Source organism: Pseudomonas sp. BN515 (assembly GCF_029873155.1).
Lineage (GTDB): Bacteria > Pseudomonadota > Gammaproteobacteria > Pseudomonadales > Pseudomonadaceae > Metapseudomonas.
In genome coordinates, this window is sequence record NZ_SSOH01000092.1 from 236850 (window position 1) to 262218 (window position 25369).

Here is a 25369-nt window from a genome sequence, read left to right on the forward strand (position 1 = left end):
TAATCCTGGGGCCAAAAAGGCCTATGTAGGTCTTATGCGGTAAGATTTGTATAGGTTGGGTTCATCTTCGAAGTGCTGGGCAGCAATTTTTTCTGCTATGGGCATGCCGCTGTCGTTCTCTTTTTCGTGAGATTGCTGGGCAACTTTCTTCGCGTCCTTGGCCTTCGTGGTCTTCGTGGTCTTCTTGGTAGTGGTGGTCTTCTTGGTTTTCGGGGGGGTCTTAGTCTTATTGTTTTTCTTGGCCTTCTTGCGATCCTCAATAATTTCCTCTATTTCACTATAGATTTCTCTCAATGCCTCGTGCGCGGCAGTGTTAGTGAATTCTTTTCCTTCTTCAGCGAGACGCTTTTGTACTGCATTGTGGTCTTGCAGTGAGAGGCCTTCTTGATATTGTGGATTGGTTGCAATAGCGGGAAACAGGTGGCGGGGTTCTTCTGGGTGAGCAACCCATACTGTTCCTAGGTTTGTTGGGTCGTAATAGACGATGGCGTATTCACCCTCAAGCCGTCGTGCTACGTCGGGAAGGCTGGCGCCAGTCCAAGTTAGAGTGAAGATTTCCACTCTTCCCCCCTTTATTGCTCTTCTTTTTGAGCATAAACAAGCGAAATCAAGGTCTTCACGTGAGAAGCGCTCGGGTGGCATTTGATTTGCGCTCATTTCTTTGAGTGCTTGCTTGGGCGACATATGAAGTGATGAATGTACGGTCTCGTGATAGACCTCATCGAGCCAGCGTTTGAAAAAATATCTCAATTCATTCAAGGTCAGAGTCGCGTGCTTCATAGAATCGTAGTCTTCGCGTTCAAGCGGACTCGATTTTGTTGTGCCTGGAATAAAATGAGTCAGACCGGTGTCTACCGTTCTGAAAAAGCGTTCGATAAATGATTTGGCGTTTGGTTGGCCAGGAGGCACGTAACGCAGTTCGATGCCTAGTAGGCGTGCGATGAGTTTGACCCGGTCGTTTCTCACCTCCGGACCATTATCGACGCCAAGCTCTAGCGGTTTTCCCCCAATGGCTCCCTCCGGCTTGGCCTCTACCGCCATCTTAATTGCCTTAATGAAGCTTTCCGCATTGGGTGCACCGAGTGAAATATCCCAGCCCGTACATGCTCGGCATCCTAAGTCCAAAATGGCACTGAGTATTGGTCTTCCCATGACAATGCCATGCTCATCGACTACGAAAAGATTCATTAGGGCGGTGTCTCCTTGAGCCTGGCCGTACAACAATTCGGAGACTTCGGATTTGACGCCAAAATGGTATTTTTTATTGACGAAATCGCGGCTGTGCCTGTGAGAGTCAACCAGATAGCCATCAAGTTTCATGATTTCGCGCCTCACGGTGGAGTAGGAGGGGGCTCTTAAACCCACAGCGTTGTACTTGAAGCGTTCCAAGTTTGTTGCCTGTATCTCTCCGCAGATCAGTTTGTGTATGGTCTTGACGTTGGGTCGCTCAGCTTTAAAGAACTCGGTGTGGATGAAGTGTTGGATTAGTTCATGTGCTTCTTCGGACAACAAATTCCCTCTTGGTCTATTGGGGGCGGCCCTAATCAGGGCCAATGGATTTCGATTGTTCCCGTCAAAAATCCTCTTCCAGTTATAAACGGTTGAGTAATTGGGTGGTTTCGGATCGTTTATTTCAATGGCTATTGATTTAATCGCGGCCTCAGTTTTTTTGCGGGGAAGGCGGCCTGCGAATAGGTGTTCAAGCTTTTGAATGTACGCATGCTTTCTGATGTATCTGGATTGGTGAATCTTGTTTAATGCAAGCAAGAGCGGCGCAGAGGTCAAATCGATGGGGGCATTCTGGTATTTCGTAATAGTTTTATTTGCCAGCATTGCGGCAAAGTCATTAATGCCGATATGCCTATGTAGTTTCGTGTTTATGGAGCGAAGGGTAATCAAATCGGACGAGGTTACGACCTCGTAAATGTCATTGTTAAACGAGTATTGCGCGCCAGGGATGACCTGCAGTTCATTGCTCATGATGCGTGTCCACAGTTGAGGTCGCACTGATTGGTTCATCTAGGTTCATATCCAAACCGGTGTCGGCCGTTCTGAAAAAACGCTCAGTAAATGCCTTTGCGTTTGGTTGGCCTGGAGGCACGTAGCGCAGTTCAATACCTAGTAGGCGTGCGATAAGTTTTACGCGCTCATTTCTAACCTCGGCACCGTTATCAACGACAAACTCTTCCATCTTTGGTGCTGAGGTCAAATCGATGGGCGTATTCTGGTATTTCGTAATGGTTTGATTTGCCAGCATTGCGGTGAAGTCATCTACGCCAATGTGCCTATGAATTTTTGTGTTGATCGATCGGATGGTGATTAAGTCGTCAGAGGTTACGACCTCGTAGATGTCATTGTTAAATTTGTACTGCGCGCCTGGAACGATTTTTAGTTCATTGTTCATGATTTGAGTCCACGGTCGAAGACAGGCTGATTGGTTCGTTCAGGTTGACATAAAGTTTGTGCGTAAAAATGGCTTTGAGTATGGCGTTCAGCGTTGGCGCGTTCGGGGTTGAGATGAGGCGTTCTATCGAACAGGGAAATACGTTCTCTTTGATAAAGTCCTGTAGGTAGTCATCTTCGAGTTTTGTCGTATTGTGAATACGGCTGTAGATCGTCCTGAGGTTGTTCAGTTTGTGGTGGGTACGGATTTTTTTAGCGTCTATTAGCAGGAGATCTGCCCCTCTTTTCTGGAATTTCGCTTTGGCCTGAAGGATATACTCGAGATAGTTATTGCTCAGCAGTTGGGCGTCAGGCTTTATTTCGACGTAAAGGTCGTGTTGATAGCGTCGTTTTACGAGGAAGTCCGGGGTGTATCTTCTCTTTTTGTCGCCCACCACCGTACTAATAGTGATTGGCTGGGGGTGGTAGGAAATGATGTTTTGGTCGAATTCTAAGAGTAGGCAAAAGTCAGCTTCGAGTTTGCTTTCGCAGACGATTTGACGACAGTTTTTTAATGAAGGAAAGTAGACGAGATGCTTGCCAAAGTGCCCGCTTTCAATGTTTCTGGATGGCGGGTTTAGTTTTGGTGAGTTGTTTTTAAGGCCCATGATGGATCTCCCGATTTATCACATGATCGGTTATTTTTTATTGCAAAAAGTGCTTAGCTGATGTCTGCGGTTTTACGTGGATTCTTCTGCTTTACGCAGCGGCGGCCGACGTGTGATCAGCGAGGGGATCCAGAGCGTTTTCGGCGCCCTGTAGCGAAGGGAGCAAGCGTGCGCGATCTTTGAAGTAATGGAGACTTACGCTCTCCCATTGGGTTTGGAAGTAAGGCTCTAGTGAAGATGTGCATGATGCCTACCTCAAACTGTACCTGGCATTGGGCTTTTCAGCCCTGAACCGCATTCCTTGTCTATTGCCGAGGACGAATAAAAAACGAAGCCTTAGAACACATCCTGCTAAGGAGTCGGTGATGAATACCTTGCTCCCAATACTACGTACCGACAAGACCGTTGACTAAATGCGTCAACCCGTCTAGAACGCTGCGTATCATGTTTCACAGTGGCTCGGAGTGTTTTTATGTGGGAATCTGGGAGGGTTCCCGGCGAGCGAAGTCTCGATCGGGGCGCTCGCGTCCTGAGAGGCATGTTTTTTGCCCACATGTTGGCTGATTTGGCATGTTGTAAGCATAACGGGACCTACTTAGCGCGCTGCTTCGAACGGCTGTGCAACCAGCTCCCGGGAACACAGCGGGACCAGCAGTGGCGTGAGTTCTTTTTGGGGCGTTTCCCCAAAGGCGGGTTACTGAATCAAATCCTCGATCTCTTTGAAGAACTTCGTGAAGTTCCTAAAAATTTGCTTTGGTTGAGTTTGGTGATTTATCCGGGTAACAAGATAAACTGGGACGTATTGGCCAACTCTGCACCTGTCAATTTGTTTACCTCACCAGGCTGTCGTGGCGAGCTTCCGGCGTTCTTTTGTCCCGATTGGAAACGATTGGGTGCTTTATTGATTTTGTTGCGCACACGGTCCACTCAGTTTTCTCTACATCGCAGATGGGCTGCAAAATCTATCTTCCCTTATTTGCAGATTGCCTGTATGTCACCACCACTTTCGTATGTCGGTCTGGTGCTCTTTCGCCGAATTTTAGAGATTTATGGAACGGGCCAATTTGGACAGCTTTATCTTTCTCATTGGCCAGCAAACGAGCGTGAGTTTCAGAAAAATGTCCGCTTATACCGGTTGATTGCAGGCCGTGCTGTTCAGAGGGGATGGGTGTCAGAGTTAATGCCAGGTGGGAGACTGCTCTTGATGATTTTATTGACGCAGCCTAGGGAGCTTAGCGTTGAGACTCTTTATGCATTAAGTAAGCATCGCGGTGACCCACGCTGCCCGCGTAACCTTCGTCGACAATTGGACCGCGCTCGTAGGGCCTATGTGGCGAATTGACCTAGCCGGAAATTTCCCCCAGGAGCAGGGGCTAGTTAACTAGTAGGGATGGTCATCGAACCACGGCCCTGCGCTTCAGCCGGGTGTTCGGCAGATAGCGTACGTTCGAGGGTAGAAGCTCGGCGGGAGGCATGCTGCTTTCGATCCTTAGGTGTGTCTCGGCATTGCTGATCACTCGCAGCACCACATTTGGGGCGCTTGATCAGTAGACTTCGGCTCGGTCGAAGCAGAGGAAGTGCCCGTTACCTTGCAGGGGAGGGTAGGGGAACGACCTCGGGAGGGGGGGCTACCGCTGCCAGGGTGACCAGTCGATCTTGCAAAACTTCGAGCTGCCGGGCCTGCTGCTGCACCTGATGCTTCAGTCGTAAGCGCTCCACATTATGCTGTTTCAATCGCTCCTCCAATGCGGCTTTCTCCGTGCTCCGTGCCGTCAGTTCTTGGCGAAGCGATTGTAACGCGCTGCGCTGCATCGCCAGTTCACTCTCGATCGCCGATTGGTGTTTCACCAAGTTTCGGGCTTCGACCAAGAGGCGCTCGTTGTCGCGATTTAGCGTGGAAAGCTCGTCCTGTTTACTCAGCAAACTCTGACGAAGCTGGCGCAGCTCCGCCTGCAGCTGTTGCACTTGCGCGTCATGATGTTGGTGTTCTTGCTCGCGCTGCTCTTTTCGGGCCTCTCGATAGTGCTCCAGCGCTTGGCGGGCCATCTGGTGCTTATCCTCCAGCGACCGCAACTGGTTGGCGCGCTCTTCCAGCAGTTCCTGCAAGCCGTGGAGGCTTTGCTCGGCTCGCCCACGTTCAAACTCGCTGGTCTGGTAACGCTCTCGCAGTTGCTCCAGGTCCTGTTGGCACTCGTTTAATTGCTCGGTCAAGCGCATATTTCCTGCTTGCAGTTCTTGAATTCGCTCCTCGCTGTAACGCCGTTGGGCGAGATTTTCGTTGTGCTGCCGGGCAACGGCTTCCCGTGCCGTACTCACTTTGGCCTCAGCTTCCAGAACCAGGCGGTCGGCTACATGGGCAATCAAAGACCCAAGCTCTTCGCTAAGCGAGGGCGGGGGTGCTTCCGGCAACCTTGCCAGTTCTTGCAGGTAGCGATGAATGGTGGACTTAGAACCCGTATTGCCCAGCTCCGTGCGCACTGCATCGATGGTCGGCCGGGCGCCGCGCGCCTGCAATGCTTGCTTGGCCTTCAGGACCAGGGCTTTGTTGATGCCGCCGCGTGCCATAGCACCCTCCGACGATTTCGTAGTGTGTTCCAGAGTATGGGAGTACAGCTGTATGGACGGGAGGCGGTTGGCTCAGGAGGGCGACAGGCTAACCGTGGATAAACTAGATTTATCCACGGTTAGGGGACTTCTCTGGCCAATCGGCCGGGGCGGGCAGTACAACCCAGGGGAATCGCCATGACCGAGCTCGATCGCTACCTCGAGGCCGCCGAACGGGACAACACGCGACGCTCGTACCGGACCGCGCTGGCGCATTACGAGTTGGTGTGGGGTGGGCTGTTGCCCGCCAGCGCTGAGAGCGTGGCACGCTACCTGGCCTGTTACGCCGAGTCCTTGTCGACCAGTACCCTGCGCCATCGGCTGGCGGCCTTGGCGCGCTGGCATCGGCAGAATGGCTTCAGCGATCCGACCAAAACCGAACTGGTGCGCCAGGTGTTCAAGGGCATCCGCGCCTTGCATCCCAACCCGGAGAAGCAGGCCGTGCCGTTGCAGCTGCAGCAGCTGGAGGCCGCGGTCGGCTGGCTGGAATCGCAAGCCGCGGCCGCGCAGGCAGCCGGCCAGCGCGGTCGCTATCGGCGCAGCCGGCGTGACCGTGCCCTGATTCTGCTCGGCTTCTGGCGGGCGTTTCGCAGTGACGAGCTCTGCCGCTTGCGGGTCGAGCTGATTCAGGCGCGCGCGGGAGAGGGCATGGAGCTGTTTTTGCCGCAGAGCAAAGCGGATCGGGAGAATCTCGGGGTGACCTATAAGGCGCCGGCGCTGCAACGCCTCTGTCCAGTGCAGGCCTATCTCGACTGGCTGGAGGCAGCTCCCTCCCACGAAGGACCGGTGTTTCGCGCAATCAACCGCTGGGGACAGGTGAAGGCGTCGGCGTTGCACCCCAACAGTGTCATTCCTATTTTGCGGCAGGCACTGCAAGGCGCCGGTGTGGACGTCCAGGGGATCAGCAGCCATTCCCTGCGTCGCGGCTTCGCGACCTGGGCCACCCGCAATGGCTGGGACCAGAAAGCGCTCATGGAGTACGTCGGCTGGCGGGATGCGAAGTCGGCCTTGCGCTATATCGAGGCCGCGCCTGTTTTCCCGCTCAGTGCGGTAGGCAGTGTTCCGGCAGCAATTTCCGGACGCACCTGAGCTACCGGATGGGAGGGGCCGGGGCGGTTGCTGAGCCTCAGGCAGGGGCTCTCGTCACGGGAGCTCCGCAGGGCAGGGCGGCACGGTTAGCCGTCAATTGATCCGCCGCGGAGTTGCGACAGCGGCGGGCTCCGAATCCCGTCATTGCGAACATGAGGAGATATGACGACAGCGACTTGTCCTGGGCACCTGCGCCTCTTCCTGCTATCAGCGGTCTTGCGTCGAGACTTGGGTGATGTCGCAGCCCGCGTGGCTTGCAGGTTGGCGGCTGCGGAACCCCTTTTTTTAAACAAAATTGGTCGACTTCTGCCAGTCGTGACCGGCAGAAGTCGACCCCAAGCTGTCTGTCGCATCAGGCAAAAACCGGCCAATAGCAGACATCCATAAGGCTTGTAAATGACTGCGGAACTAGGGTCAATTCACTGGACGACCGCTATGATGCTTTAGGGATCCCGGGTAAGTTCAGAGGGCTCCGAGGCCAAGCCATTTCCGAGCTAAAGAAGTCTTGTGGCTTATGGGTTCGCCCGGCAGCTTTGAGTCTGTGTTTCTTTATGGGAAGCTAGGAAACTGTTGCCAGCCAACTCCGCTATTGGTGCCTGGGTTTTGAATCATAAAAGCCCTAGCAGCGTCGATTACACCGTCATATCACACGGAAGAAGAAGATGGCATTTTTTACTAAAGCTGAGGCGCGATCTGCAGCCAAGCGAGCGATGAAGAACCGCAGCCTCGGTGAGATGATTACCGAGTCGATGGAGTCCAGCAAGCGTGCGACCAAGTTCGACATTTTTCTATCTCACTCGATCAACGATGCAGAGTTGGTGCTCGGTGTGAAAGTACTTCTGGAGGAGATGGGAAAGAAGGTCTATGTCGACTGGGTCGATGATCCTGAACTCGACCGTAGCCAAGTCACCAAACATACCGCAGAGCGGTTGAGGGGACGGATGAAACAGTCAGACTCACTCCTGTACATCGCCACGGAGAGTGCTTCGGGCTCTAAGTGGATGCCTTGGGAACTGGGGTATTTTGACGGCCATAAGCCTGGCAATGTTGCAATTCTTCCGGTGTTGGACAGCGATAATCAGAAATTCGAAGGGCAGGAATACTTAGGTTTGTACCCGATCGTCGATAAGGACAGCATGACTGGCCCACGTAGACCGACTCGTGATCCTCTCAGTGAAATTGCTGCTCTGAGGGGGCATATAGGAGGCTACCCAATCCCAGGTATTGGCAAGATATTCCTCTGAAGCGCTTATGGCCTTAGACATGGGGAGGGAGTGAGGTCTATTTGCTCCCTGAACTCATCTAGCCCACTCCCAATCGCGGGCTTTTTTGCTCACAATTTCTGGGGGTGCAGATTCAGTCAATGCCATGAAGACCAGAGAGTTTTCGGCATAAAAGCCATGTAGCCATGGCTTTTTCTACTGAACAGTCGGTTACGCGGCAGTGTGATCCTTCACCACGTAAACCACTACCACTGTGGTGACGGCTACCAAAACCGCTCCGTGAAAGACGATCAACGTCTTGGATAGGGTCGCTTTGAGCCAGTTTTTCCAACCCTGACCTTTATCAATCACCATCAGAAAGTCAATGCTGTCTTTGTCAGTTGCTCGGACCTTGTCATAGAGCTTCCGGTAGCAGCGTTCGAGCGCCAAGAAATAGCCGTCCAGGCCCCAGAAGGCAATACCAGGAATGTAGGCCAGAAGCGCGAAGCCTCTATCAGCATCCTTTGCAGACAGCGCAAACAGCGCTGAGATCAGGATGATCGACCAGCCCTTAAGCAGAAATGAGTTGGTGGACAGGCGATTGACCACACCTTGAACGAACTCGAGGTGTTTGAGCTTTGCATCCATAGAGTGTATCCGTTAAAAATTGCGGTATAAGTGATCGATAGCTTTCGAGCCTTTGAGGTTAGACGCCTGCAGCATCCACTTTCTGAACTGGCTCTCGGCAATAGGGGTAAGGTGGTTGGTAGGAGCGTCATGCGCAACTTTAAACTGCTCGTTCGAAACGACTCCGTCGAGCGCATGTTTGCTCTCCACTACCATTCTGTAGCGGGAGCGGCGCCGCACCAGACTACTGAAATTGAGCTCCATATGTATCCATGGGGACAACGTCTTTTGCTCTCCATTTACCGAGTGCTTAAGCGAAATCGATTGGTCTGTGTTCATGAAAATGATCGTGTCAGTCTGATCAATCATGCGTTGCAGCGCGGTGGTCAGGATCATATGCACGTGGGCCGTGGAGCGATTGCGCTCATCGTAATCGTAGGTGGTGTTACCTTCACGACGGCAGTATTTATTGTCGATGGCCTTCAGCAAATCGTAGATCGAACCCCAGATACAAGAGTCGATAAATACATTCAGGTCGCAATTTTCCTGAAGCTCCAGAGCGATTTGGATTGCCTCGTTTTCGTCTTTTGACGAGTGAGACAGGAAGATATCAGCGTTCACGGCTGGAAAGAGTGAGTCCAAAATGAGCGACGCATCGAATGTATCTTTGTCGATCATTAGCTGAGCTAGGTTGTCGACGCGTTTCTGGTTCGCAGCCTTGTAGGAATTGACTTTCGAAAAGTTGACGGGGTAAGGGCCGGTATTGATGCTAAGGTTGAAGCCGCGATCCATCTAAAACTTCCTTAATTTGTTAAAATCCACTACTCGGATCGATATCGAGAATGCTGGTGTAAAGGGCGAAATAGTCCCTGGACGCCTCAAGCACTTTGAACTGAGCATCTGCGTGATTAGGGGGGGAGGAGTCGCTGTGGTTCCGCGCCCCCTCGATGTGGTTCTTCATCGCCTGCGATTTCCGGTACCCGCTCGTTGGCCATGTCCACGATTCGGTTGGCTTACGCCATCGCCGACTGGAGTTTTTCCTCGGCCTTTTCGAGGCGATTGCGGGCACCTTGCGCCAGGTCGTCCCGTTGCTCCTCGCGCTTCGATTCGCAGGTGCTTGGCTTCAGTTTCGATGTCGTGGATGGGCTTGAAGCGCTGAAGTTCCTGGAGTTGCATCTGCAGATCGCTGCACAGTCGGACACCTTCGCGTTCGAGGTCTGCAACCTCGTTCTGGCGAGTCTTGAGGTGAACGTCCGCTCTGAAATGCGACCATTAGCTTTGGCGTGCTTGACCAGCAATAGGAATGCCGCGACTGCGACGATGACCAGCAAGAGCTCCATACCGGCGTCCTTTCCCTTTACTCCGGGCAATGGTACACCGATCATGGTGGCGCTGGGCTATCTCGCTCATGAGTAATTGATTTGGCTCAAAAGGTGGGGCTGTTTCCCTAGCCGCCGCTTTCGGCCAAACGAAGTCATTAACTTCTGTGCAACTACGGCTATTTCAGATGCTGCTGGTCGCGCAGGTATGTTGACCTGGGACAACCCAGATGCCTTGAGCAACGCGGTAAAAAATGGCACTTTGCCCACAAAAAGCTAGGGAAGCTCGCTTATGCCGATTCGCCAGTCAGATCTCATTAACGCCAGCCAACGTCGCTCCATGCAGGCGCGATATTCCAAGCGGTTCGGGCAACCTACAGCCTTTCTAAGCCATAGCCACAAGGACGCAACTCTCGCTCTGGGCTTACAGGAGTTGCTGAAGACCCAAGGATGGGACGTCTACATCGACTGGCAGGATCAGACAATGCCTGACACCCCGGACGTTGAGACTGCCCTGACTATCAAAGCAGCCATAGTCAGTGCGGATTGGTTCCTCTTTCTTGCAACGCAGAACTCTACGGCTTCACGCTGGTGTCCCTGGGAAATTGGTTTTGCTGATGGCAAAAAGCCCCATGACCGCATTGCGATTGTTCCCACCCAGGACAACCAGGGGCATTTCTACGGCAATGAGTACCTGAAGCTCTACAACAGAATCGATGTATCTACTGGTGTACCCGGCCTTGCTCTCTTCGACACTCTGGGCAATGGAAAGTGGGTACGCTCGCTTTAACTCCAACCTCACGTTGCACCCTATACCTCCAGCTCCTCATTCAAAGGACTAGATCATGGCGAGAAAGGTCTTCTTCAGCTTCCAGTACGAAGATGTGCACCGTGCGATGAACGTGCGAAACAGCAACGTCATCGCTTCTGACACCAAGTTAGGTTTCATCGACAAAGCAGAATTCGAAGAGGTTGAGCGCAAGGGCGATGCTGCTATCAAGAAATGGATCAATGATCAGCTAAACGGCACGAGCGTCACTGTTGTTCTGGTAGGTGCCACAACCAACAAGAGCAAGTGGGTGAAGTACGAGATTGAGCAAAGCATCGAGCGCGGAAATGGCATCCTGAGCATCGATATCAGTAAAATTGCCGACCTCAAAGGAAGTACTACCGACTGCTGTTCGCTTCGGGTTCCTGGCGCTCCCCACTACCTTTGGAACAAGCAGAACGGCCGTGACAATTTGGGCAAGTGGGTTGAGGCTGCGGCGAAGGCAGCAGGCAAGCCATAAGGCTTCGCGCTTTGCCTTGGCAGCTACTAACGCCGCCCCAGTCGCAAGGGAAGAATCATTAGAAGGTTAGATTTCATGGCCCGACGCTGCTTTTTCAGTTTCCACTACCAGGACGTTATCGACTTCCGCGCGAACGTCGTGCGAAACCACAACATCACGAAGGACGACAACGGTGGCTTCTTCGATGCTTCGATATGGGAAACCGCAAAGAAGCAGGGCGACCTTGCGCTGAAGCGGCTGATTAACGGCGGCCTCGATAACACCAGTGCCACGGCGGTACTGATTGGATCCGGCACATATGCCAGACGATGGGTCCAGTACGAGATCATGAAGAGCATTGAACGCGGGAATCTCGTCATCGGGATTCATATCAACGGCATCCGTGATCGTTACAGCAATGTACACTCCCAAGGGCCAAACCCGTTCGACTACTTGGGCCTAGGCATTAGTGCAGACGGCTGTACCGGCACTCCGATGATTTGGAGCGGACAGGCCTGGGTGGTCTACGGCGACCTAGGCGCATTCAGCATCCATCAACAGCCCGCAGAAAAGCGCGGGAAGCTCTTCCAGCTGTCCCACTGGCTACCCACCTACGATTGGGTCACCGACAGGGGCTTCGACAATTTTGCGAACTGGATTGCGTAAGGGAAAAGGCTATGGCGCTGTATGAACTAGCGGTGTTAGGACATCCAGCCGATGCGCAGATTCAAGAACTGCAGCGTTTAGTGGCCGAGGTGCAGGAGCAGTTTGGGTTCGACGCAGTCGAAATCGCATTGCACATTTGTCCGGACAGCTTCCGGCCGAACCGCCGATCCTGCGCAGCAGCTCTCTTCATCGGCGGCGCAGCGGGCGCCGACGTCGACATCACAGCCGTAGTCGACCCCAAGATTGTTCCAGTCCTGCCGGTAGTCAGTACGGAGAAGCTGGTGCCCGTCGAAGTCCCCCCTTCGCTGCGCGCGTTCAATTGCATCTTTCTCGACCAAGTACCCATGGAACGAGTGTTTTCGGCCCTGCTGGAATGCCTCGGACTGCTACCTCGGCAGCGTAGAGTCTTCCTCAGCTATCGCCGTGCCGAGTCGACAGCGGTCGCAGTTCAGTTGTTTGCCGAACTGTCTGCTCGCCAGTTCGACGTCTTCCTGGATACCCACAGCATTGGCGCAGGCGTCGACTTCCAGGAACAGCTGTGGCATCAGCTATCCGACGTCGATGTGCTGTTGATGCTGGATACCCCCGAATACTTCAAAAGCCGTTGGACCGACGCCGAGTATGGGCGTGCATTGGCGAAGGGAATCGGCGTGTTGCGGGTCCAATGGCCTGACTCCACGCCTTCCCCTGTGACAAGCACAGCGAGTCGGGCTGAGCTGCTGGCCGAGGAATTCCTGGCCGACGGCCAACTTTCAAATGAGGCAGTGCAGCGGATCTGCCGACAGCTCGAAGCCGTGCGTAGCCAGAGTCACGCGTTGCGAACAATGAGTCTCATAGAGTCCGTGCGCAATGCGATCGAACAAATCGAAGGCCAGGTCAACGGTGTTGGTCCTGGCCGTCTGATGCAGGTCACCCTGCGCAATGGACGCCAGCTGTCCGTGCAGCCGACACTGGGGGTTCCTACGGCTGTGACGCTCCAGGAAACGCTGCTCCGTGCGGGTCACGATGACTGCGCAGTGGTATACAACCACTACGGAATGATGAAGAGCTGGCAGGAGCACCTCGAGTGGCTTGCTCAAAGGGTGGGCGGATCTCGCTGGATACGCCAAAGTGACGCGGCTTGGGACTTTGCGGGTTGGGACGCCACGTGATGAAGCGAATCTTCCTATCTGCGAGCGTTCCTCGACCTGACCGCGGCAACTTCCATGAGACCGCCGACCCGTTCTTGATTCAATTCGCGGTACGCGAACTGATGACGGTTGCACTCGGCCGCCGACAGATTGTTTGGGGTGGCCACCCAGCGATCACTCCGATGATTTGGGCAATCTGTGCAGACTTGGGGGTGACTTACTCCGATGCCGTACATCTATTCCAAAGCAGGTTTTTCTCAGCGGTATTCCCAGAGGAGAACGATCGCTTCTCGAATCTCACGGTCGTCGATGCGGTCGAAAATGATCGAGAGGGGAGCCTGGCACGTATGCGAGAACAGATGCTCTCGGGCCCTTTTCACGCAGCAGTGTTTATTGGTGGAATGGAGGGAGTGCTCGAGGAGTACAAGCTCTTTTCCTGTATGCATCCTGAAGCTTTAGTGCTTCCCGCTTTCGCTCCAGGGGGAGCCGCACAAGATTTGGCAAAGCAGCTCGGAATGACTGAAGACCGTGTGGACTTCGCACGCTTGTTCTCGGAAACACTTGGCATTTCTCAGGCAGAGCCACGGAACCAAGTCTAACCAACTAGGTTTGACCCTTTGGTGTTTTCATGTGGGGCTGCTGCGCTTTCGGTACCTCAAGCGCCCGAGCTTAGCTGTGCGCCGAGCGGCTACTGGCGGCAAGTCCACTCGGCCGAGCGTACTCATTGCGCGGGGTCTGCCCTATGACTGCTCTTGGCCGGTTTCTGCCGGTTTAAACAGGAAGAAACCGGCCAATAGCAGCCCATCTTCGCCACTGAGCAGTAACGAATAGCCACGTCAAACTAGGGGCTTCGTCCACACAGGGAAACGCAAGCCCGCTGCTTTCTTGTCCGGCACGACGAACCCCAGGCTGTACCTCGCCCGTGTTATGGCAACGTACATCTTGTTCTGCGCTGTCTCGGCATCCGCAGGGAAAGGGGCCACGCCATCCAAAACGAAATGCATCTGGCTCTCCGCCGGCAGAATCAGCACTCGATCAAAACCCAATCCTTTGCTGCTGCCAAAGTTGTAGCAGCGAGCCTGAGCAGGAAGAATCTTTGCTCCAGAGGCCACGTTCCAGCGCAGTACCATTGGGTCATACGCTGCGATGTAGTCATTGACGTCGGAATGCTTAACGATGAAAGCGCCAAGGTGGTGGGTGAGTTCAGGCGGGATCTTTTCAACGGCTGATTCAGTCGCCTTGTAGGCGCCCTTATGCACCGCATCGGCGATCGTACAGATCGTTTGAATGCACCTCCAATTTCGCACGAGCGCCTCTTCTTTGAAGCCCATGGATTTGAACGCTGCAATCTTTTCTGCGGCCGCTTGAGGCGCCTTGTGGCCAAAAGTTGTTTCATACACAGTCTGTCGGAAGTCACCCACGCAGGTGATGGGGGACTTCATTACCTTGCTCAGCGCCTTGAGCATCTCATAATCCCATCCAACCAAGTCTTGCACCTCATCGAAGTAAACTTGGCTATAGATATCGCCGAGACGAATCGCAGCAGCATTCTTCGTGGCCTTCGCCACCCGGGCGGCTAGCTTTGCCAGGAAGCCTGTGTGGGCTTTCCTCCCACCCTGAGTCAGAAAATGGTCTGGGTTGTAACTTTTGTCTTCCAGTTGTTCTTTGCGCCCAGGCAACATATAGGTCGACCCCGGCTTTAGATGAGGATTGCGTTCGTTGAAGAATATTCCGTCAATACGCTCCGCAAATAGCACTTGCTGATACGGCCTCACCATGTCTTCCAGGTAGAACGAGAATAGGCCTTTCACCACGAACCTATCACTGTGCCTACCAAAAGCCTCCAGGAATCGGCGCCGCAATTCCTGCTGATTGCTAGTGGTGTAGGTCACCACAAGTACCTTGCCACCGCGCTCGATCTCCGCGATCGACTCAGTAATGATCTTTTGGGTCTTTCCTGATCCCGCGCCGGCTATGCACAGAGTGTTAGACAAAGCTCAGTACCTCGCCAAGGAAAGCGGGATACTTGAATGGCTCAGTGGTCTCAAACAACCTGATAGCTGAGTCGACCTTCTTTTTTCCTTTGCCATCGCCATCAGCGCTCTTGAACCAGTCGACGATAAAGGCACGTTTGTCATCGAATGTCGGTTTCGCGGCTAGCAAATTGTAGGTCACAGATGAAAGCACGATTTTCGCAAACGCCAGAAGTTCTTTTTCCGACGTAGCATTTGCCGAGATCATGGCCGGCTCGAGCGAAAACTCGTTATTGTCCGTAGATGAGATAAGTTTGATATTTGGGTACGCCGCATACTCTTTTTGCGCTTCGACCACGTTCTTAGCGTAATCACCATCGTTATCCCGCAGTACATTCACTGCGGTACCAATCTCTTTTCCGATCTCGATGAATGTCTTGAAACCCACGCCTCGCACTACGATGATATCGATCCCATCCTGTTCAGGAAGGCGGCCCTTGTTGTTATCCTGATAAATTCTCTTGAGAACCAATTCATCAGACGGGCCTTCTACCAACACCACCTTTCTGGACAAAGCAACACGTAAGGTATCGTAGCCTGGTAGCCGCTTCAGCGTCTTCACCACTCCTTTGTCTAATAGGTGCAGTCGCTTATATGAGCCATGGAGCAAGCAGATCTTGTCGATGCTCAGTTTATTTAATACATACGAACTGTGAGTAGTAAGGAATAGTTGTTTGCCGTCTCGCTGATCTTCAATGTCTTGTATAAGCCTGCTTAGCTCGACGTGTGACAAATGATTTTCTGGCTCCTCCATCATCACAAGGTCAATATCTTTTGACTTGTTATGGAGAGCTAACTTTATCTGCACCTTGCTCTGTTCACCCTTTCCAATCATATGAAAAGGCACGGAGTCCACCTCAAGCTGCAAACCACTCTGTAGAGCACCCGCCGGCATCGTGTTGGCGGCAATGGTTAATTTCTTGTCGGTGATCTTATTATCGGAATCCAAATCCTTGTTGACTGTTCTCACTTCATCAGTAGCGTTAAAGGACTGTAGGGTCTCACGATAATTGAGACTCAGGCGGTACTCCTCGTCCTTCTTGAGCGCGGTATTCAGGACATTCGAGATGTATTGATTTTTTCCGAGTGTAGGATGGATCCGAGTCGGATCGATGTAGAGTGCCCGGAACTGCTTCGTCAACGGTTTGATGATGTTCCAAGAAAAATCCATCCACTCGATTTTGTAAAACTCCACTGGAATGCTGCTAATTGGAGCCCCAGCGGCCAAGTAATCTCGATAGGCATCTGTGAAATCTGGATCGAAGCTCGCTTTGACTTGAACCCCCTGAGTGTCTTTCAGCAGGCTATTGTTCGTGCCGCGGTAATCTGGCACGTTCTTCATGTACGCCTCGATCACGAGAACGGGTAAGTCTGCAGGGGCCTTCGGGGAGGCTAGAAATTTAGCAACCGCGTCACTATTGAATAAATCGGGAGAAAATTCATTGCTGAACGATCGACCGCGATGCTGGAAGTTGAGCACGATCTCCAATGCTTCTAAGATTGTGCTTTTGCCAGCGTTGTTATCGCCAACGAATATATTTACATCTTCATTGAACTCAAAAGTTTGATCTTTGAATTTTTTGAAATTGAGTAAACGAAGCGACTCTACAAGCACAATTCAACTCCCTCTGAGGTAACGGCGACCAGGAGGAGCCAGGCCCTCGTGGCAAAACGCTATTGTGCAACACCTGCCCCGTCCAGTGTGAAGCGTCGTTGGCCGGAGACTCGGTTTACTTCGGAGACAAAAAAGCCCCGCTTAGCGGGGCCTTTTTGTAGGAAGCCGATTTGTTCACTGCGTCTTTCAGGCCTTTGCCTGGCTAGAAGCCCGGCCGTTAGGCTGCAGCGATGTTCAGCTCAGCTCCAGTTTGGGGATTGCGGCCAGTGCGAGCGGCGCGCTCCTTAACTACGAAAGTGCCGAAGCCCACGGGGGTGATGCTGCCGCCGGCCTCGGGGTGCTGGTAACAGTGTTGATGAAGGGCTCAAGTGCACGGCCTGCTACGGCTTTTGGTAGGTTAGCACCAGCGGCGATAGCCCATTCTTCGCCGCCCAGGGCTTCGAGCAAAGACACGGTTTTTTCGGGTCTTTGCTATCTGGCTCGTCATGTTCGCTGGAGCCTTATGGGAGAACCATCGACAGCATCAGCATCTTGCATGAATGGCTTAGAGGACGTACCCGGGCGCAAGCACCAAGTTGGGGACTCCGTACAATGCTTCCCGATTACGCAGCCAGAGCTGGTACTCGCGCGCTGATCCAGAGTGATCGAGCGAGCAGTCAACGCCCCACTGTCTGAGAGCGTAGCCAGCGACGGCAGCGCGAACCTTTACGAGCATGACGCCGTCTTTGTTGAAGGGGTAGTCGCATAGCACTGGCTCTTTGCGTTCAAGCTCGGGGTGAGGGACCAGCTCAAGCACGACTCGGCGGGACCAGTGGTCATCCTCATCGGCACATTCGGCCTCGCGGGCCGGTCCAGCATCTTTTACCGATCCCACCCGGGTTATCACAAAATCCCTGAATTCCGAGCTTTCCCGATCGTATGCCCTCGCGTGCCATCGCCGGCCATCGCTGTGCAGGCCGAACGGCGCGATAACCCTGGTGCTGCATCGGGTGAGTGACTCGTACGTGATCTCGATGGCGCGCTGTTGCCTGATCGCGCGGCAGACAGCCGCCAGGATGCCAATTTTGGGTTGTGCCAAGGATTCGCTGGCGGTGCATGGGATCCCCGTCGACCAGCTCAAATGCTCCTCATCTCCAAACCCCTGACTCAGCCAAGTTGTGATGCGGGAAACCGAGTAGGTGAAGATAGGGTTAAAGCCTTCGCTTGGGCGGTACACCTTCTCTCGATGGTCGAGAAACAGGTTTTCAGGTGCCAGTTCGCGGTATAGCGACAGATCCCTGGTTGCTGCGGCCGTCTGGATGTCGAAGCGACTGACAACATCCCGCCGAGAAACCGCGCCGCAGAACCATGCCTGTTGCTCAATGAATGCCAGTCTGTCCCGTTGCTTCTGTGGGATGCCTTCAAGGGGGGATGGGTTGGACACTGTATATAACCTCAGCTTGCCACTGCCTGATGCGATCTTATATTTTTAGATTCCACGTCAGAATCAAAAAGATTCGATAGCCGCTTTGCTTGTATCGACTATCGCGTCCGCGCTGACACTTGTCCACCTTTCTGCGCGCGGAGGCCCTGTGGCCAAACTTCTCCGGGTCATCCTGATTGACTCGCTTTGCCGAGGCGAGATCGTCGAGGTGAAAACCGACGACAACACCTGCCTGACAGGCACCAACGGCATCGGCAAGTCGACCTTTCTGAAGCTGATCCCCCTGTTCTACGGCGCCCCTGCTGGCCGAATGGTTCGCAAGGGCACCAATACCACCAGCTTCGCTGATCACTATCTGCCTCATGCGTCGAGCTACATCGTCTTCGAGTACGAGAACCACGAGGGTGCTCTGCGCTTGGCCATCCTGCATCGGGCTTCTAACGGTTACGCCTACCAGCTGGCGGCTACCGGCTGGAAGCCCGAGCTGCTTTATGTGGATCAAGGCTCAGGCGAGTTGGTTCTGCCTGGCAAGGTTGGTAGCCGCATCCAGGGTATGGGCATCGACTGCACACCTGAGTTGAGCTGGAGCCATTACAGTAAGATCATCCAGTACAACACCGGCTCGGCAGACATGGATGGCATCACCGATGCTTCCGTGAAAAAGATGATCAACCTTTTCCGGCGCATGTATTCGCTCGCACCGTTGAGGCGCAACTTCGCCGGCATCGACAGCCTGATGTTCTCCCTGCTGGAGTCCAAGGGCACCTTTGACTCCATGGAGTCCGCTGTCGGGGAGATTATCCGGCAGGAGACTATGCGCAGCGAGATCGACCTTTCAGGTATTGATGTCCAGTCTTTCCTGAGCGCGATCAGCAACCGGGCGAGTTACCTGGTGATGGATCGCGAGGTCAAACCCAAGATTCTTGGTCTGGCGACTTTGCGTAGCCGCCTGATGGCTTGCGACCTGCAGCTGGGTCGCATGAAGACGGTCGCCGTGACGCGGCAGCTTTCCGTCAAGCAGGAGCAGGAGGCTGTTGCTGCAACCATGGAAGCGCAGCGTAAAGAGGAGCTTGCTGCGCAGGATGCTTCTCGTGACGAGCAGCGTCAGCTTGATTGCCGCCTGGGTGATGCCCGGGCAGCCTCTACTGAGCAATTGCGACTACTGAAGACACTGGAGGATCAGAAAACCGGCTATGACAAGGCCGGCATGCCAGCATTGCTTGCTGAGATCGACAACCTTCCCTCGATGCAGGAAAACCTGGCTGCCAAACGAGAGCAACTGGCACTGTTGACCAGCAAAAGTGCGGATATCGTTTCTCGTTTTTCGGCCATGGAACGCGCCGCCATCGACTCGTTGTCTTCGCGTCGCGAAAATCGCCGTGGCGAGGCCCAGGGGCGCCTCTCTGAGCTTGATGCGCAACTGCGCCTGCACAACGAGGCCTCGGAAGATACGTTTGGGCAGGCCCACAAAGCACACACCGAGGACCTTGCTCAGTATGAGCGAACTCGCAGCGAACTAGCGGCGCTCGCCGCTTCTTCGGCGGCAGAGGTGGCCTTTCTGTCTCGACAGAAACATCTGCCAGATATGGCTGAGCAGATTGATGCGGAGCAGACCGCTCTCGCTCAACTCTATGAGTTGCAGGAGCAAACGCGAAAGGATCTGGACCGCCTCGACAGAGAGGTTGCTGAAATCATCACTGAGCAGCAGGACCTCGCCGCCGAGATGTCGGGCCTTGCCCGAGGGCGCGATGACCTGCGGGCAGAAGTTAAATTGCTCACCGCTCGCTTGAATGCAGCTGACGATACCCTGCTGTCGTTCCTTCGCGGCAGCATGCCTGACTGGGAGTCCACGGTCGGGCTCGTCATCGATCCTCGACTGTTGATGCGTGAAGACCTGTCACCGTCGCTTTCGGCTCCGTGTGCCGGGCTCTTTGGCTTGCAGCTTGATCTTGAGCGTCTTGATCCTGTTGACGTGCTCAATCTGGAAGAGCTGGAGTCTCAGATTGCGCGGCTGAATCTGCGCATCGAAGAGAGCAATGAAGCCGAGGCGGCTCTCGGTCGTCGATCAGCAGCCGCTCAGGTTCGCCGTAATACGCTTCGCGAGGAGCGAATCCCTCTCGACTCCCGTACGGCAAGCATTGAAGCGGATATTTCGGCCAGAAAACAGCGCCTGGAGTCGCTTCGTGATGAGGGTGCAGAGCTGCTTTCCCTCGCTCGCGCCAAGGCGCAGGAGTCAGCCGAAAAGGCCGCGATCGCCCTCTCGGAAACGATCGCTGAGATCGAAGACCTGAAGGCCGCTTTCGGGCGGCACAAGTTTGAATTGAAGAGCATCGCAGATCAGGCCCGGCAGGACATTGCTGCCCAGCGAAGCTCCGTTGAAGTGGCTCTTGCCGCTGCCCTGGCTGATCTTGCGCGTGCTCATGGCGAAGAGATCAAGCGCATTGAGGCTGACCGATATTCTGCCCTGCAGGGCGCCGACATTGATGCGGGTGCGGTTCGCCGGTTGGAATCGACGGTCAACGGCCTCGATCAGTCGGTTCGACACCTGGTCGAGCAGCTGCCCCGTATTCAGGATTACAGAGCCTGGCTTGAAACGGCTTGGCCTCACATGGCTGCTCGTGAGGCGGCCTACGCAGAGGCGGAACAGGTGGTTAGCCGTCTTGAGCGCGATCTGCAGGCAATGCGCACAGCGGACGAGGAGCGGCAGAAGGCTTACAAGGTGCGCCAAGCCGAGCTGGCAGCCCGGAACAGCGCGCTGTTCGATCAGGCCAGTGCGCTACGTTCGGTCTTGGAGCGCCTGGGCCAAGTCGCTGCGGCATCCTCCGGCACCGAGAGTCTGGAGAAGCTGTCTGCAGCGGATATCGAGTCGGAGGTTGGCCGGATATTCAGGGATGCTCACCAGATTAAACAGGAGGGGCGTGGACTTCTCCGTGATGTGGAGGGACCTTTTAATTTCGCACATCGGGCCACCCCAGAAGCCGGGGTCGTGCACGACATCATCATGCGGGCCAGGCATGCCGACAGCTCGGGTGAGCGGGTCTGGTTTTACGCAGCACCTGAGCTGCAGATGTACATCGATGACGGCCACGATGTGCAGAGGAGCAAGCTGGTTACCTACATCCGCACGTTGTGCAACCAGTTGGTTGAGGGCGGCAAAATCCTTGCAGAAGTCGACCGCACGATTCAGGACGTTGGCCGGCGAGCAACACTGAAAGTCTCTGAAGTGCTCGGGCGCTTCCCGGACTTCACCAACTTCCATCTTCATGTCGTCTCGAAGATCAAGGATCTGAAGATCAACGACCTGCCGATCTGGGAGCACATCCGGGCGATTGAGATGCAGTCGGCCCGATGGGATGCCATGGGCAACGACGCCTTCCCGCCCGATGGGCTTGATCATGCTCTGCGCATTCTGCACTCGGCCATGGTTGATAAGCAGTGGCGGGGCGCGCAGATCGAAGAGTGCTTTGAGGTCAGTTTGTCCTGGCAGGTGAATGGTCAGCCGCGCGTCGCCCGCAATACGACAGACTTAGGCGATGGCTTGAGTACCGGTCAGCTGAAGATTGTGGTTGGGATGATCTACCTTGCCCTGTTCGAGATGATCCGGCGTGGCGCCGACTTTGAGCTGATCGTGCCTGTGGATGAGGCGCTGGAGCTTGAGGTCAACAACGCGGCGAAGCTGGTGGGCAATTTCAACTCGCGCAACGTCAAGCTGATGCTGGGGTTCCCGGGTGGGGCGCCAGAGCTGATGAGGCACTTCAAAAATCTGTACGCCCTCGACCGGCGCCGCTCAGGCGGGGTTTATCTGAAGGAGTATCGCGGCGCTGACCCTGTGGCTCTGGATGATCTGAATGCCGGTCTTCCAGAGGAAGAGGTGGTTTTTGCATGAGAGCAGTTCTCGAGGGGCTAATCGCCGGGCGGTTCTTCTGTCCGTACTCCAGTCGCGAGGTTTACGAACAGCTTCGCCAGCCAGAATTTGCGGCCGCCATTGATGCCGCGCTTCGCCCTTTTGGACGGGCGCTGGCGCATCTGGGTGAAGGCGACGACGTGACGGCGTTCTTTGCCCGCTACGTCGATCTGTCCGATTCTGGCGATCGGCGCGAGGCTATGGAAGAGCTGAAGTGCATTCGCGACCAGATAATGCCAGTGTTGGATTTCATTCACCTCTGCGGCCGGGCAGGGCAAGGGGATGTTTGTCTGTCACCTGGCGAGGAGGTTTCCTTTGGCGGCCTTCTGATGCACATCGATCAGTTCCCGGTCGCCCGTGACCAGCTTCGTGATCTCTGCGTTTACCCGTTGTTCGCTCGGGTAAAGGCTGTCGAAGGCAACAAGGAAAAACTGGCTGTTGTGTTCAAGGCGCTGGTGGATGCCGGTTACCTGGTTCGCAAGGGCGCTGAGTCGAGCCTGTATGTGGCCACCGGCAAGATGGGCTACCTCTATCATGTGGTGTCTTGGATCGCCGACAGTCAAAAATTGCTGCCTGCAGAAGAGCCTGAGGCTGACCCGTCACAGGGTACGGGAGAGCTTCTGTGAAGGCGGAGAACTGGCGCGAGTTCGGTGCTCATCTGGTCGCGAATGCGGACATCATCGAGGATATTTGCCAGGCTGACGAAGAGGGTGTGCCAAAGCCGGAGAAGATGACGGCCGGGCTGTCTTGGTTGGTCAGCCAGCGGCTTATCGATGACTGTGACGGCTGCCTTCACCCGTCGTCGATGTTGCTTGACTTGGGGTCTCGTATTGGCGCGCAGCGCTTTGAGCTGTCGGCCCCCGACCTGCAGGAACTGCTGATCCGGATTGAGCATGGCTGTGAGCGATTCCACTCGTCCAAGGAAGGTGCGCCTTCTGAGCTGGATCGAGAGCTGCAACAGGTGCGGCTCTCTGTTCGCCAGGTCGTCACGCACCTGCGTGATGAGCACCGGGCTGCAACTGACTTCATCGAGGCCCGCTACGGGTATTCCTCGCGATTCAAGGACCGCCTGAGGGACATCGACAGCGCGGTGAAGCGCCTCGGGCGTCTTTCTGAAAAGCTCATGGCCTTTGATCGCGACACGCTGAGTCACTGGTGTCGGGGTGATCGCTCTCTTCGTCGTCTGTTGCTGAGTAGTTTGTATGAGTCGGTTGACCGCTGCAAAACGGGTATCCGGGATCTGATCGACAGGTTGAACCAGCTGGGCACCACCATGCGTCGGCGTAATCATTATCGCCGGATGGCACAGAGCGTCTTCTCCTGGCTGCAAGATGGCAACAACCCCGACTTGGACGGCATCCTTGAGCGTGTGGATGCGGAGAACTGGATTCGTGCTGCGCGTTTGCCAAATAGCGCCTACCTGTTCCCGCCTGTCGAGGATGAAAAGGCCATTCAGGAAATGTCGGCTCTGATTCAGGCAATGCCTTTGCCGAAGGTCAGAAAGTCACTCCACGATCCGTTGGTTAGTCGCGAGCCCGTCAAAGTGGTCCCCGCGGCGCCGGAGGTCGAGGATGCGCCAGAGCCGTTTGTTGAACCGCATTTTTATCGAATGCTTGCAGCGCTAAAGCGTGATCTCTCGCCTCAAAGCGCGCTGGCTTACTGGGATGAAATCGCCGATGAAGGTTTCCGAAACGCCATCTGGCTTTATGCGTTGGATGCCTACTACCTGACGCTTATGGCCGATGCCGCCCGAGTCGGGAAGATGCCACGCTTCGTGTTGGCACCGGTGCTGGCGCCATCACATGAAGGCTTTGACAATAAGGTCGTGGTGGATCTGGTTCTTCGCCTTAGAAAGAATGGGGAGCGTTCATGACTTCGTTGCTGCACAGCAAGCGGGTCGTTGAAATGGTTAGCCGTGCTATTCGTATGGCTTCAAATGAGGTCGCGCTGGGCGCCGTATGGATGGAAATTCATCAGCTATACGGAGTCGGCAGGATCAGTGGCAACAGACTCCTACTGGACGCAGCTGACAGGAAGGCACTTCGCAGCCTTGCTGAGCGGCACGCTGGTTGGGACCCTCATGTGGCAGGTAGCAAGGTTCAGGGCAGTCGAGCTGTTCTGGCGTCTTCCACTCGTGATGAGAAGCTGGCACGTGAGCCTGTTGCCAGGAATCTCGTTCTGGTTTCGGCGCCTTCCGGAGAGATATTGCTGGGTGACACCGTTCAGCCAGTACTGCCTGGATGCATGTTGACGGTGCCTTCGGAGCTACTTGCCGGGCAGCGTCGGATTATCGTTGTAGAGAACCTACAGGCAATGCTTGATGCGTCGCGCTATGTGCTTCCGGAGGCGCTGATTGACGTTCCTTTCGTGTTCCGAGGGTCGCCTCAGTTCTCGATAGGGGCTGTGGTGGATTTGGCTAAGCGCGTGCCCGAGGTTTACTACTTCCCTGATGCGGATCCACAGGGCTTGGTAAACGCCAACAAGGAGATCCTATCGAAGGGCACCCTTGGGCCGAGTCCTGAGGCATTCCGGACCATGCACGATAAAGGTGTTAGTAAGCCTCAGGATTATGAGAAACAAGCGAGCCTCATGCCCGGGCTCCTGGCAGCCGGCAATCCGTTGGCGAAGATCATTCATCATTACCGAGCTGGGTTTTCCCAAGAGTCGATGGCGGCGTTCTCGTGCCCGCTACTTTGCTACGTATGAACCGTTTCTGAGGCAAAGAAAATGCCCCTAAGAGGGGCATTGTTTTGGGTGGGATTTCAGCGCTGATGATGACCCAGCCGTCCTGCTTTGGGTTGCTACAGCTCATCCTTAGGCGGTGCTATTAGTCTTGCTGGCGTGCTCTCGCATCATGCCGATGACGGTATTGTGCAGGGCGATCGCAAGCTTGGCCCTGGTCACGGCCACGTAGTTGAGGTTGATTTCCTCACGCTGCGAGTCGATGTCCAGATCCCCATCCAGAGGGTCGATAAAGTCGTCGGCCAGGTGAACATAGTCCCACTCCAGCCCCTTGCTACGGTGTGCCGTAGTGACGATTACGTCCGCTTCGTCCTGGCTCTTCACGCACATTTTGCGCATTTGCTGCAGGCGAGAGCCGAGGTTGCTGTAGCTGCAGGACAGTCTGCTGTTGGCCGCTTGCCGCCGATGCTGAAGGGCAGCAAGGACCCAAAGCAGACCATGATTGGCGAGCAGGCTAACGGGCGCACTTCGGCAGGGTGCTCTGCCTACGAAATTGATGATGAAAAGCACCGGCTAGTGGCTAGATCAGCCAGTCGTTGTGCGTCCTGTTAGGCGAGGGTTCCCCCGACGATTTCGTGGTGTGTCATGGAGTATGGAAGTACCGCTGAACCGGCCCCGGATTACCGCGATAGATCCAGACGAACTGGCGTTTGAGAAGCGGGCATTCTCAAACCTCAGCGGGGGTGGACGGGCGGAA

The 25369-nt window shown here is 54.7% G+C and carries 23 protein-coding genes and 1 pseudogene; 12 read left to right on the plus strand and 12 right to left on the minus strand.

What is annotated here, in order from left to right; translation table 11 throughout:
• Positions 1 to 21 precede the first annotated feature (21 nt).
• Genes E8E91_RS26740 through E8E91_RS26750 form a run of 3 tightly spaced genes read right to left on the minus strand, consistent with a single transcriptional unit; the run spans position 22 to position 3050 of the window.
• Complete coding sequence (locus tag E8E91_RS26740; RefSeq protein WP_280380075.1) at positions 22 to 1980, minus strand: hypothetical protein; 1959 nt, start codon at positions 1978 to 1980, stop codon at positions 22 to 24.
• The gene (locus E8E91_RS26745) at positions 1970 to 2404 is read right to left on the minus strand and encodes a hypothetical protein (RefSeq protein WP_280380077.1); all 435 of its coding nucleotides are present in this window, start codon (positions 2402 to 2404) and stop codon (positions 1970 to 1972) included. The genes E8E91_RS26740 and E8E91_RS26745 overlap by 11 nt, the downstream gene beginning before the upstream one ends.
• Positions 2394 to 3050: a TnsA endonuclease N-terminal domain-containing protein gene (locus E8E91_RS26750; protein ID WP_044871366.1), complete on the minus strand. Its 657-nt coding sequence runs from the start codon at positions 3048 to 3050 to the stop codon at positions 2394 to 2396. Before E8E91_RS26750 ends, E8E91_RS26745 begins: the two co-directional genes overlap by 11 nt.
• A gap of 538 nt (positions 3051 to 3588) precedes the next feature.
• Here E8E91_RS26750 and E8E91_RS26755 point away from each other — a divergent pair.
• Positions 3589 to 4392 (plus strand): hypothetical protein, encoded by an 804-nt coding sequence (locus E8E91_RS26755; protein ID WP_280380079.1) that lies wholly within the window; start codon positions 3589 to 3591, stop codon positions 4390 to 4392.
• A 242-nt stretch (positions 4393 to 4634) separates the two neighbouring features.
• Here the strand turns inward: E8E91_RS26755 and E8E91_RS26760 are convergent, their stop codons facing one another.
• Positions 4635 to 5615, minus strand: a complete 981-nt coding sequence (locus tag E8E91_RS26760; RefSeq protein WP_280380081.1) for a DNA-binding protein — start codon at positions 5613 to 5615, stop codon at positions 4635 to 4637.
• Positions 5616 to 5792: 177 nt separating this feature from the next.
• On the opposite strand from E8E91_RS26760, the gene E8E91_RS26765 reads away from it, so the two are divergent.
• A complete protein-coding gene (locus E8E91_RS26765) occupies positions 5793 to 6743 on the plus strand; it encodes a site-specific integrase (protein ID WP_280380082.1) in 951 nt (316 codons plus the stop codon).
• A gap of 662 nt (positions 6744 to 7405) precedes the next feature.
• Complete coding sequence (locus tag E8E91_RS26770; protein ID WP_280380084.1) at positions 7406 to 7987, plus strand: toll/interleukin-1 receptor domain-containing protein; 582 nt, start codon at positions 7406 to 7408, stop codon at positions 7985 to 7987.
• Positions 7988 to 8176: 189 nt separating this feature from the next.
• On the opposite strand, the gene E8E91_RS26775 is transcribed toward E8E91_RS26770, so the two are convergent.
• From E8E91_RS26775 to E8E91_RS26785, 3 genes are all read right to left on the minus strand, one after another.
• Positions 8177 to 8593 carry a hypothetical protein gene (locus E8E91_RS26775; protein ID WP_280380086.1) on the minus strand — a complete coding sequence of 139 codons (417 nt, stop codon included), beginning with the start codon at positions 8591 to 8593 and terminating at the stop codon, positions 8177 to 8179.
• A gap of 12 nt (positions 8594 to 8605) precedes the next feature.
• Complete coding sequence (locus E8E91_RS26780; RefSeq protein WP_280380087.1) at positions 8606 to 9364, minus strand: hypothetical protein; 759 nt, start codon at positions 9362 to 9364, stop codon at positions 8606 to 8608.
• A gap of 221 nt (positions 9365 to 9585) precedes the next feature.
• Positions 9586 to 9912: a hypothetical protein gene (locus E8E91_RS26785; protein WP_280380089.1), complete on the minus strand. Its 327-nt coding sequence runs from the start codon at positions 9910 to 9912 to the stop codon at positions 9586 to 9588.
• Positions 9913 to 10183: 271 nt separating this feature from the next.
• Between E8E91_RS26785 and E8E91_RS26790 the strand changes: the two genes are divergently transcribed.
• The 5 genes from E8E91_RS26790 (at position 10184) to E8E91_RS26810 (ending at position 13554) form a co-directional block, all read left to right on the plus strand.
• On the plus strand, positions 10184 to 10681 hold the full coding sequence (locus E8E91_RS26790; RefSeq protein ID WP_280380091.1) for a toll/interleukin-1 receptor domain-containing protein: 498 nt from the start codon (positions 10184 to 10186) through the stop codon (positions 10679 to 10681).
• 55 nt (positions 10682 to 10736) lie between these two features.
• Positions 10737 to 11180 carry a TIR domain-containing protein gene (locus tag E8E91_RS26795; RefSeq protein ID WP_280380093.1) on the plus strand — a complete coding sequence of 148 codons (444 nt, stop codon included), beginning with the start codon at positions 10737 to 10739 and terminating at the stop codon, positions 11178 to 11180.
• Between the two features lie 75 nt (positions 11181 to 11255).
• The gene (locus tag E8E91_RS26800; RefSeq protein WP_280380095.1) at positions 11256 to 11825 is read left to right on the plus strand and encodes a TIR domain-containing protein; all 570 of its coding nucleotides are present in this window, start codon (positions 11256 to 11258) and stop codon (positions 11823 to 11825) included.
• 11 nt (positions 11826 to 11836) lie between these two features.
• On the plus strand, positions 11837 to 12976 hold the full coding sequence (locus E8E91_RS26805; RefSeq protein WP_280380096.1) for a toll/interleukin-1 receptor domain-containing protein: 1140 nt from the start codon (positions 11837 to 11839) through the stop codon (positions 12974 to 12976).
• Entirely contained in the window at positions 12976 to 13554 is a 579-nt protein-coding gene (locus E8E91_RS26810) for a hypothetical protein (protein WP_280380098.1), read from the plus strand. The genes E8E91_RS26805 and E8E91_RS26810 overlap by 1 nt, the downstream gene beginning before the upstream one ends.
• 237 nt (positions 13555 to 13791) lie before the next feature.
• On the opposite strand, the gene E8E91_RS26815 is transcribed toward E8E91_RS26810, so the two are convergent.
• The 4 genes and pseudogenes from E8E91_RS26815 to E8E91_RS26830 all read right to left on the minus strand — a co-directional run bounded on the left by E8E91_RS26815 (position 13792) and on the right by E8E91_RS26830 (position 18026).
• Positions 13792 to 14949 (minus strand): UvrD-helicase domain-containing protein, encoded by a 1158-nt coding sequence (locus tag E8E91_RS26815; protein WP_280380100.1) that lies wholly within the window; start codon positions 14947 to 14949, stop codon positions 13792 to 13794.
• Positions 14942 to 16603, minus strand: coding sequence for an AAA family ATPase (locus tag E8E91_RS26820; RefSeq protein ID WP_280380102.1), 1662 nt, complete (start codon positions 16601 to 16603; stop codon positions 14942 to 14944). Before E8E91_RS26820 ends, E8E91_RS26815 begins: the two co-directional genes overlap by 8 nt.
• Before the next feature lie 217 nt (positions 16604 to 16820).
• A pseudogene (locus E8E91_RS26825) lies at positions 16821 to 17038 on the minus strand (HU family DNA-binding protein).
• 109 nt (positions 17039 to 17147) lie between these two features.
• Positions 17148 to 18026, minus strand: a complete 879-nt coding sequence (locus E8E91_RS26830) for a WYL domain-containing protein (protein ID WP_280380104.1) — start codon at positions 18024 to 18026, stop codon at positions 17148 to 17150.
• A gap of 148 nt (positions 18027 to 18174) precedes the next feature.
• Between E8E91_RS26830 and E8E91_RS26835 the strand changes: the two genes are divergently transcribed.
• The 4 genes from E8E91_RS26835 to E8E91_RS26850 are packed head-to-tail and all read left to right on the plus strand — an operon-like array spanning position 18175 to position 24636.
• Positions 18175 to 21912: an ATP-binding protein gene (locus E8E91_RS26835; RefSeq protein WP_280380106.1), complete on the plus strand. Its 3738-nt coding sequence runs from the start codon at positions 18175 to 18177 to the stop codon at positions 21910 to 21912.
• Entirely contained in the window at positions 21909 to 22556 is a 648-nt protein-coding gene (locus tag E8E91_RS26840) for a hypothetical protein (RefSeq protein ID WP_280380108.1), read from the plus strand. Before E8E91_RS26835 ends, E8E91_RS26840 begins: the two co-directional genes overlap by 4 nt.
• Positions 22553 to 23803, plus strand: a complete 1251-nt coding sequence (locus E8E91_RS26845) for a hypothetical protein (RefSeq protein WP_280380110.1) — start codon at positions 22553 to 22555, stop codon at positions 23801 to 23803. The genes E8E91_RS26840 and E8E91_RS26845 overlap by 4 nt, the downstream gene beginning before the upstream one ends.
• The gene (locus tag E8E91_RS26850) at positions 23800 to 24636 is read left to right on the plus strand and encodes a hypothetical protein (protein WP_280380112.1); all 837 of its coding nucleotides are present in this window, start codon (positions 23800 to 23802) and stop codon (positions 24634 to 24636) included. The genes E8E91_RS26845 and E8E91_RS26850 overlap by 4 nt, the downstream gene beginning before the upstream one ends.
• Positions 24637 to 24744: 108 nt before the next feature.
• Here E8E91_RS26850 and E8E91_RS26855 read toward each other — a convergent pair whose 3' ends face one another.
• The gene (locus tag E8E91_RS26855) at positions 24745 to 25011 is read right to left on the minus strand and encodes a 3'-5' exonuclease (protein ID WP_280380113.1); all 267 of its coding nucleotides are present in this window, start codon (positions 25009 to 25011) and stop codon (positions 24745 to 24747) included.
• Positions 25012 to 25369 lie beyond the last annotated feature (358 nt).

Coding starts and splice junctions, on each gene's coding strand:
- E8E91_RS26740 (WP_280380075.1), bottom strand. CDS start 1,980: ATGAGCAATGAACTGCAGGTCATCCCTGGCGCGCAATACTCGTTTAAC.
- E8E91_RS26745 (WP_280380077.1), bottom strand. CDS start 2,404: ATGAACAATGAACTAAAAATCGTTCCAGGCGCGCAGTACAAATTTAAC.
- E8E91_RS26750 (WP_044871366.1), bottom strand. CDS start 3,050: ATGGGCCTTAAAAACAACTCACCAAAACTAAACCCGCCATCCAGAAAC.
- E8E91_RS26755 (WP_280380079.1), top strand. CDS start 3,589: ATGTTTTTTGCCCACATGTTGGCTGATTTGGCATGTTGTAAGCATAAC.
- E8E91_RS26760 (WP_280380081.1), bottom strand. CDS start 5,615: ATGGCACGCGGCGGCATCAACAAAGCCCTGGTCCTGAAGGCCAAGCAA.
- E8E91_RS26765 (WP_280380082.1), top strand. CDS start 5,793: ATGACCGAGCTCGATCGCTACCTCGAGGCCGCCGAACGGGACAACACG.
- E8E91_RS26770 (WP_280380084.1), top strand. CDS start 7,406: ATGGCATTTTTTACTAAAGCTGAGGCGCGATCTGCAGCCAAGCGAGCG.
- E8E91_RS26775 (WP_280380086.1), bottom strand. CDS start 8,593: ATGGATGCAAAGCTCAAACACCTCGAGTTCGTTCAAGGTGTGGTCAAT.
- E8E91_RS26780 (WP_280380087.1), bottom strand. CDS start 9,364: ATGGATCGCGGCTTCAACCTTAGCATCAATACCGGCCCTTACCCCGTC.
- E8E91_RS26785 (WP_280380089.1), bottom strand. CDS start 9,912: ATGGAGCTCTTGCTGGTCATCGTCGCAGTCGCGGCATTCCTATTGCTG.
- E8E91_RS26790 (WP_280380091.1), top strand. CDS start 10,184: ATGCCGATTCGCCAGTCAGATCTCATTAACGCCAGCCAACGTCGCTCC.
- E8E91_RS26795 (WP_280380093.1), top strand. CDS start 10,737: ATGGCGAGAAAGGTCTTCTTCAGCTTCCAGTACGAAGATGTGCACCGT.
- E8E91_RS26800 (WP_280380095.1), top strand. CDS start 11,256: ATGGCCCGACGCTGCTTTTTCAGTTTCCACTACCAGGACGTTATCGAC.
- E8E91_RS26805 (WP_280380096.1), top strand. CDS start 11,837: ATGGCGCTGTATGAACTAGCGGTGTTAGGACATCCAGCCGATGCGCAG.
- E8E91_RS26810 (WP_280380098.1), top strand. CDS start 12,976: ATGAAGCGAATCTTCCTATCTGCGAGCGTTCCTCGACCTGACCGCGGC.
- E8E91_RS26840 (WP_280380108.1), top strand. CDS start 21,909: ATGAGAGCAGTTCTCGAGGGGCTAATCGCCGGGCGGTTCTTCTGTCCG.
- E8E91_RS26850 (WP_280380112.1), top strand. CDS start 23,800: ATGACTTCGTTGCTGCACAGCAAGCGGGTCGTTGAAATGGTTAGCCGT.
- E8E91_RS26855 (WP_280380113.1), bottom strand. CDS start 25,011: ATGCGCAAAATGTGCGTGAAGAGCCAGGACGAAGCGGACGTAATCGTC.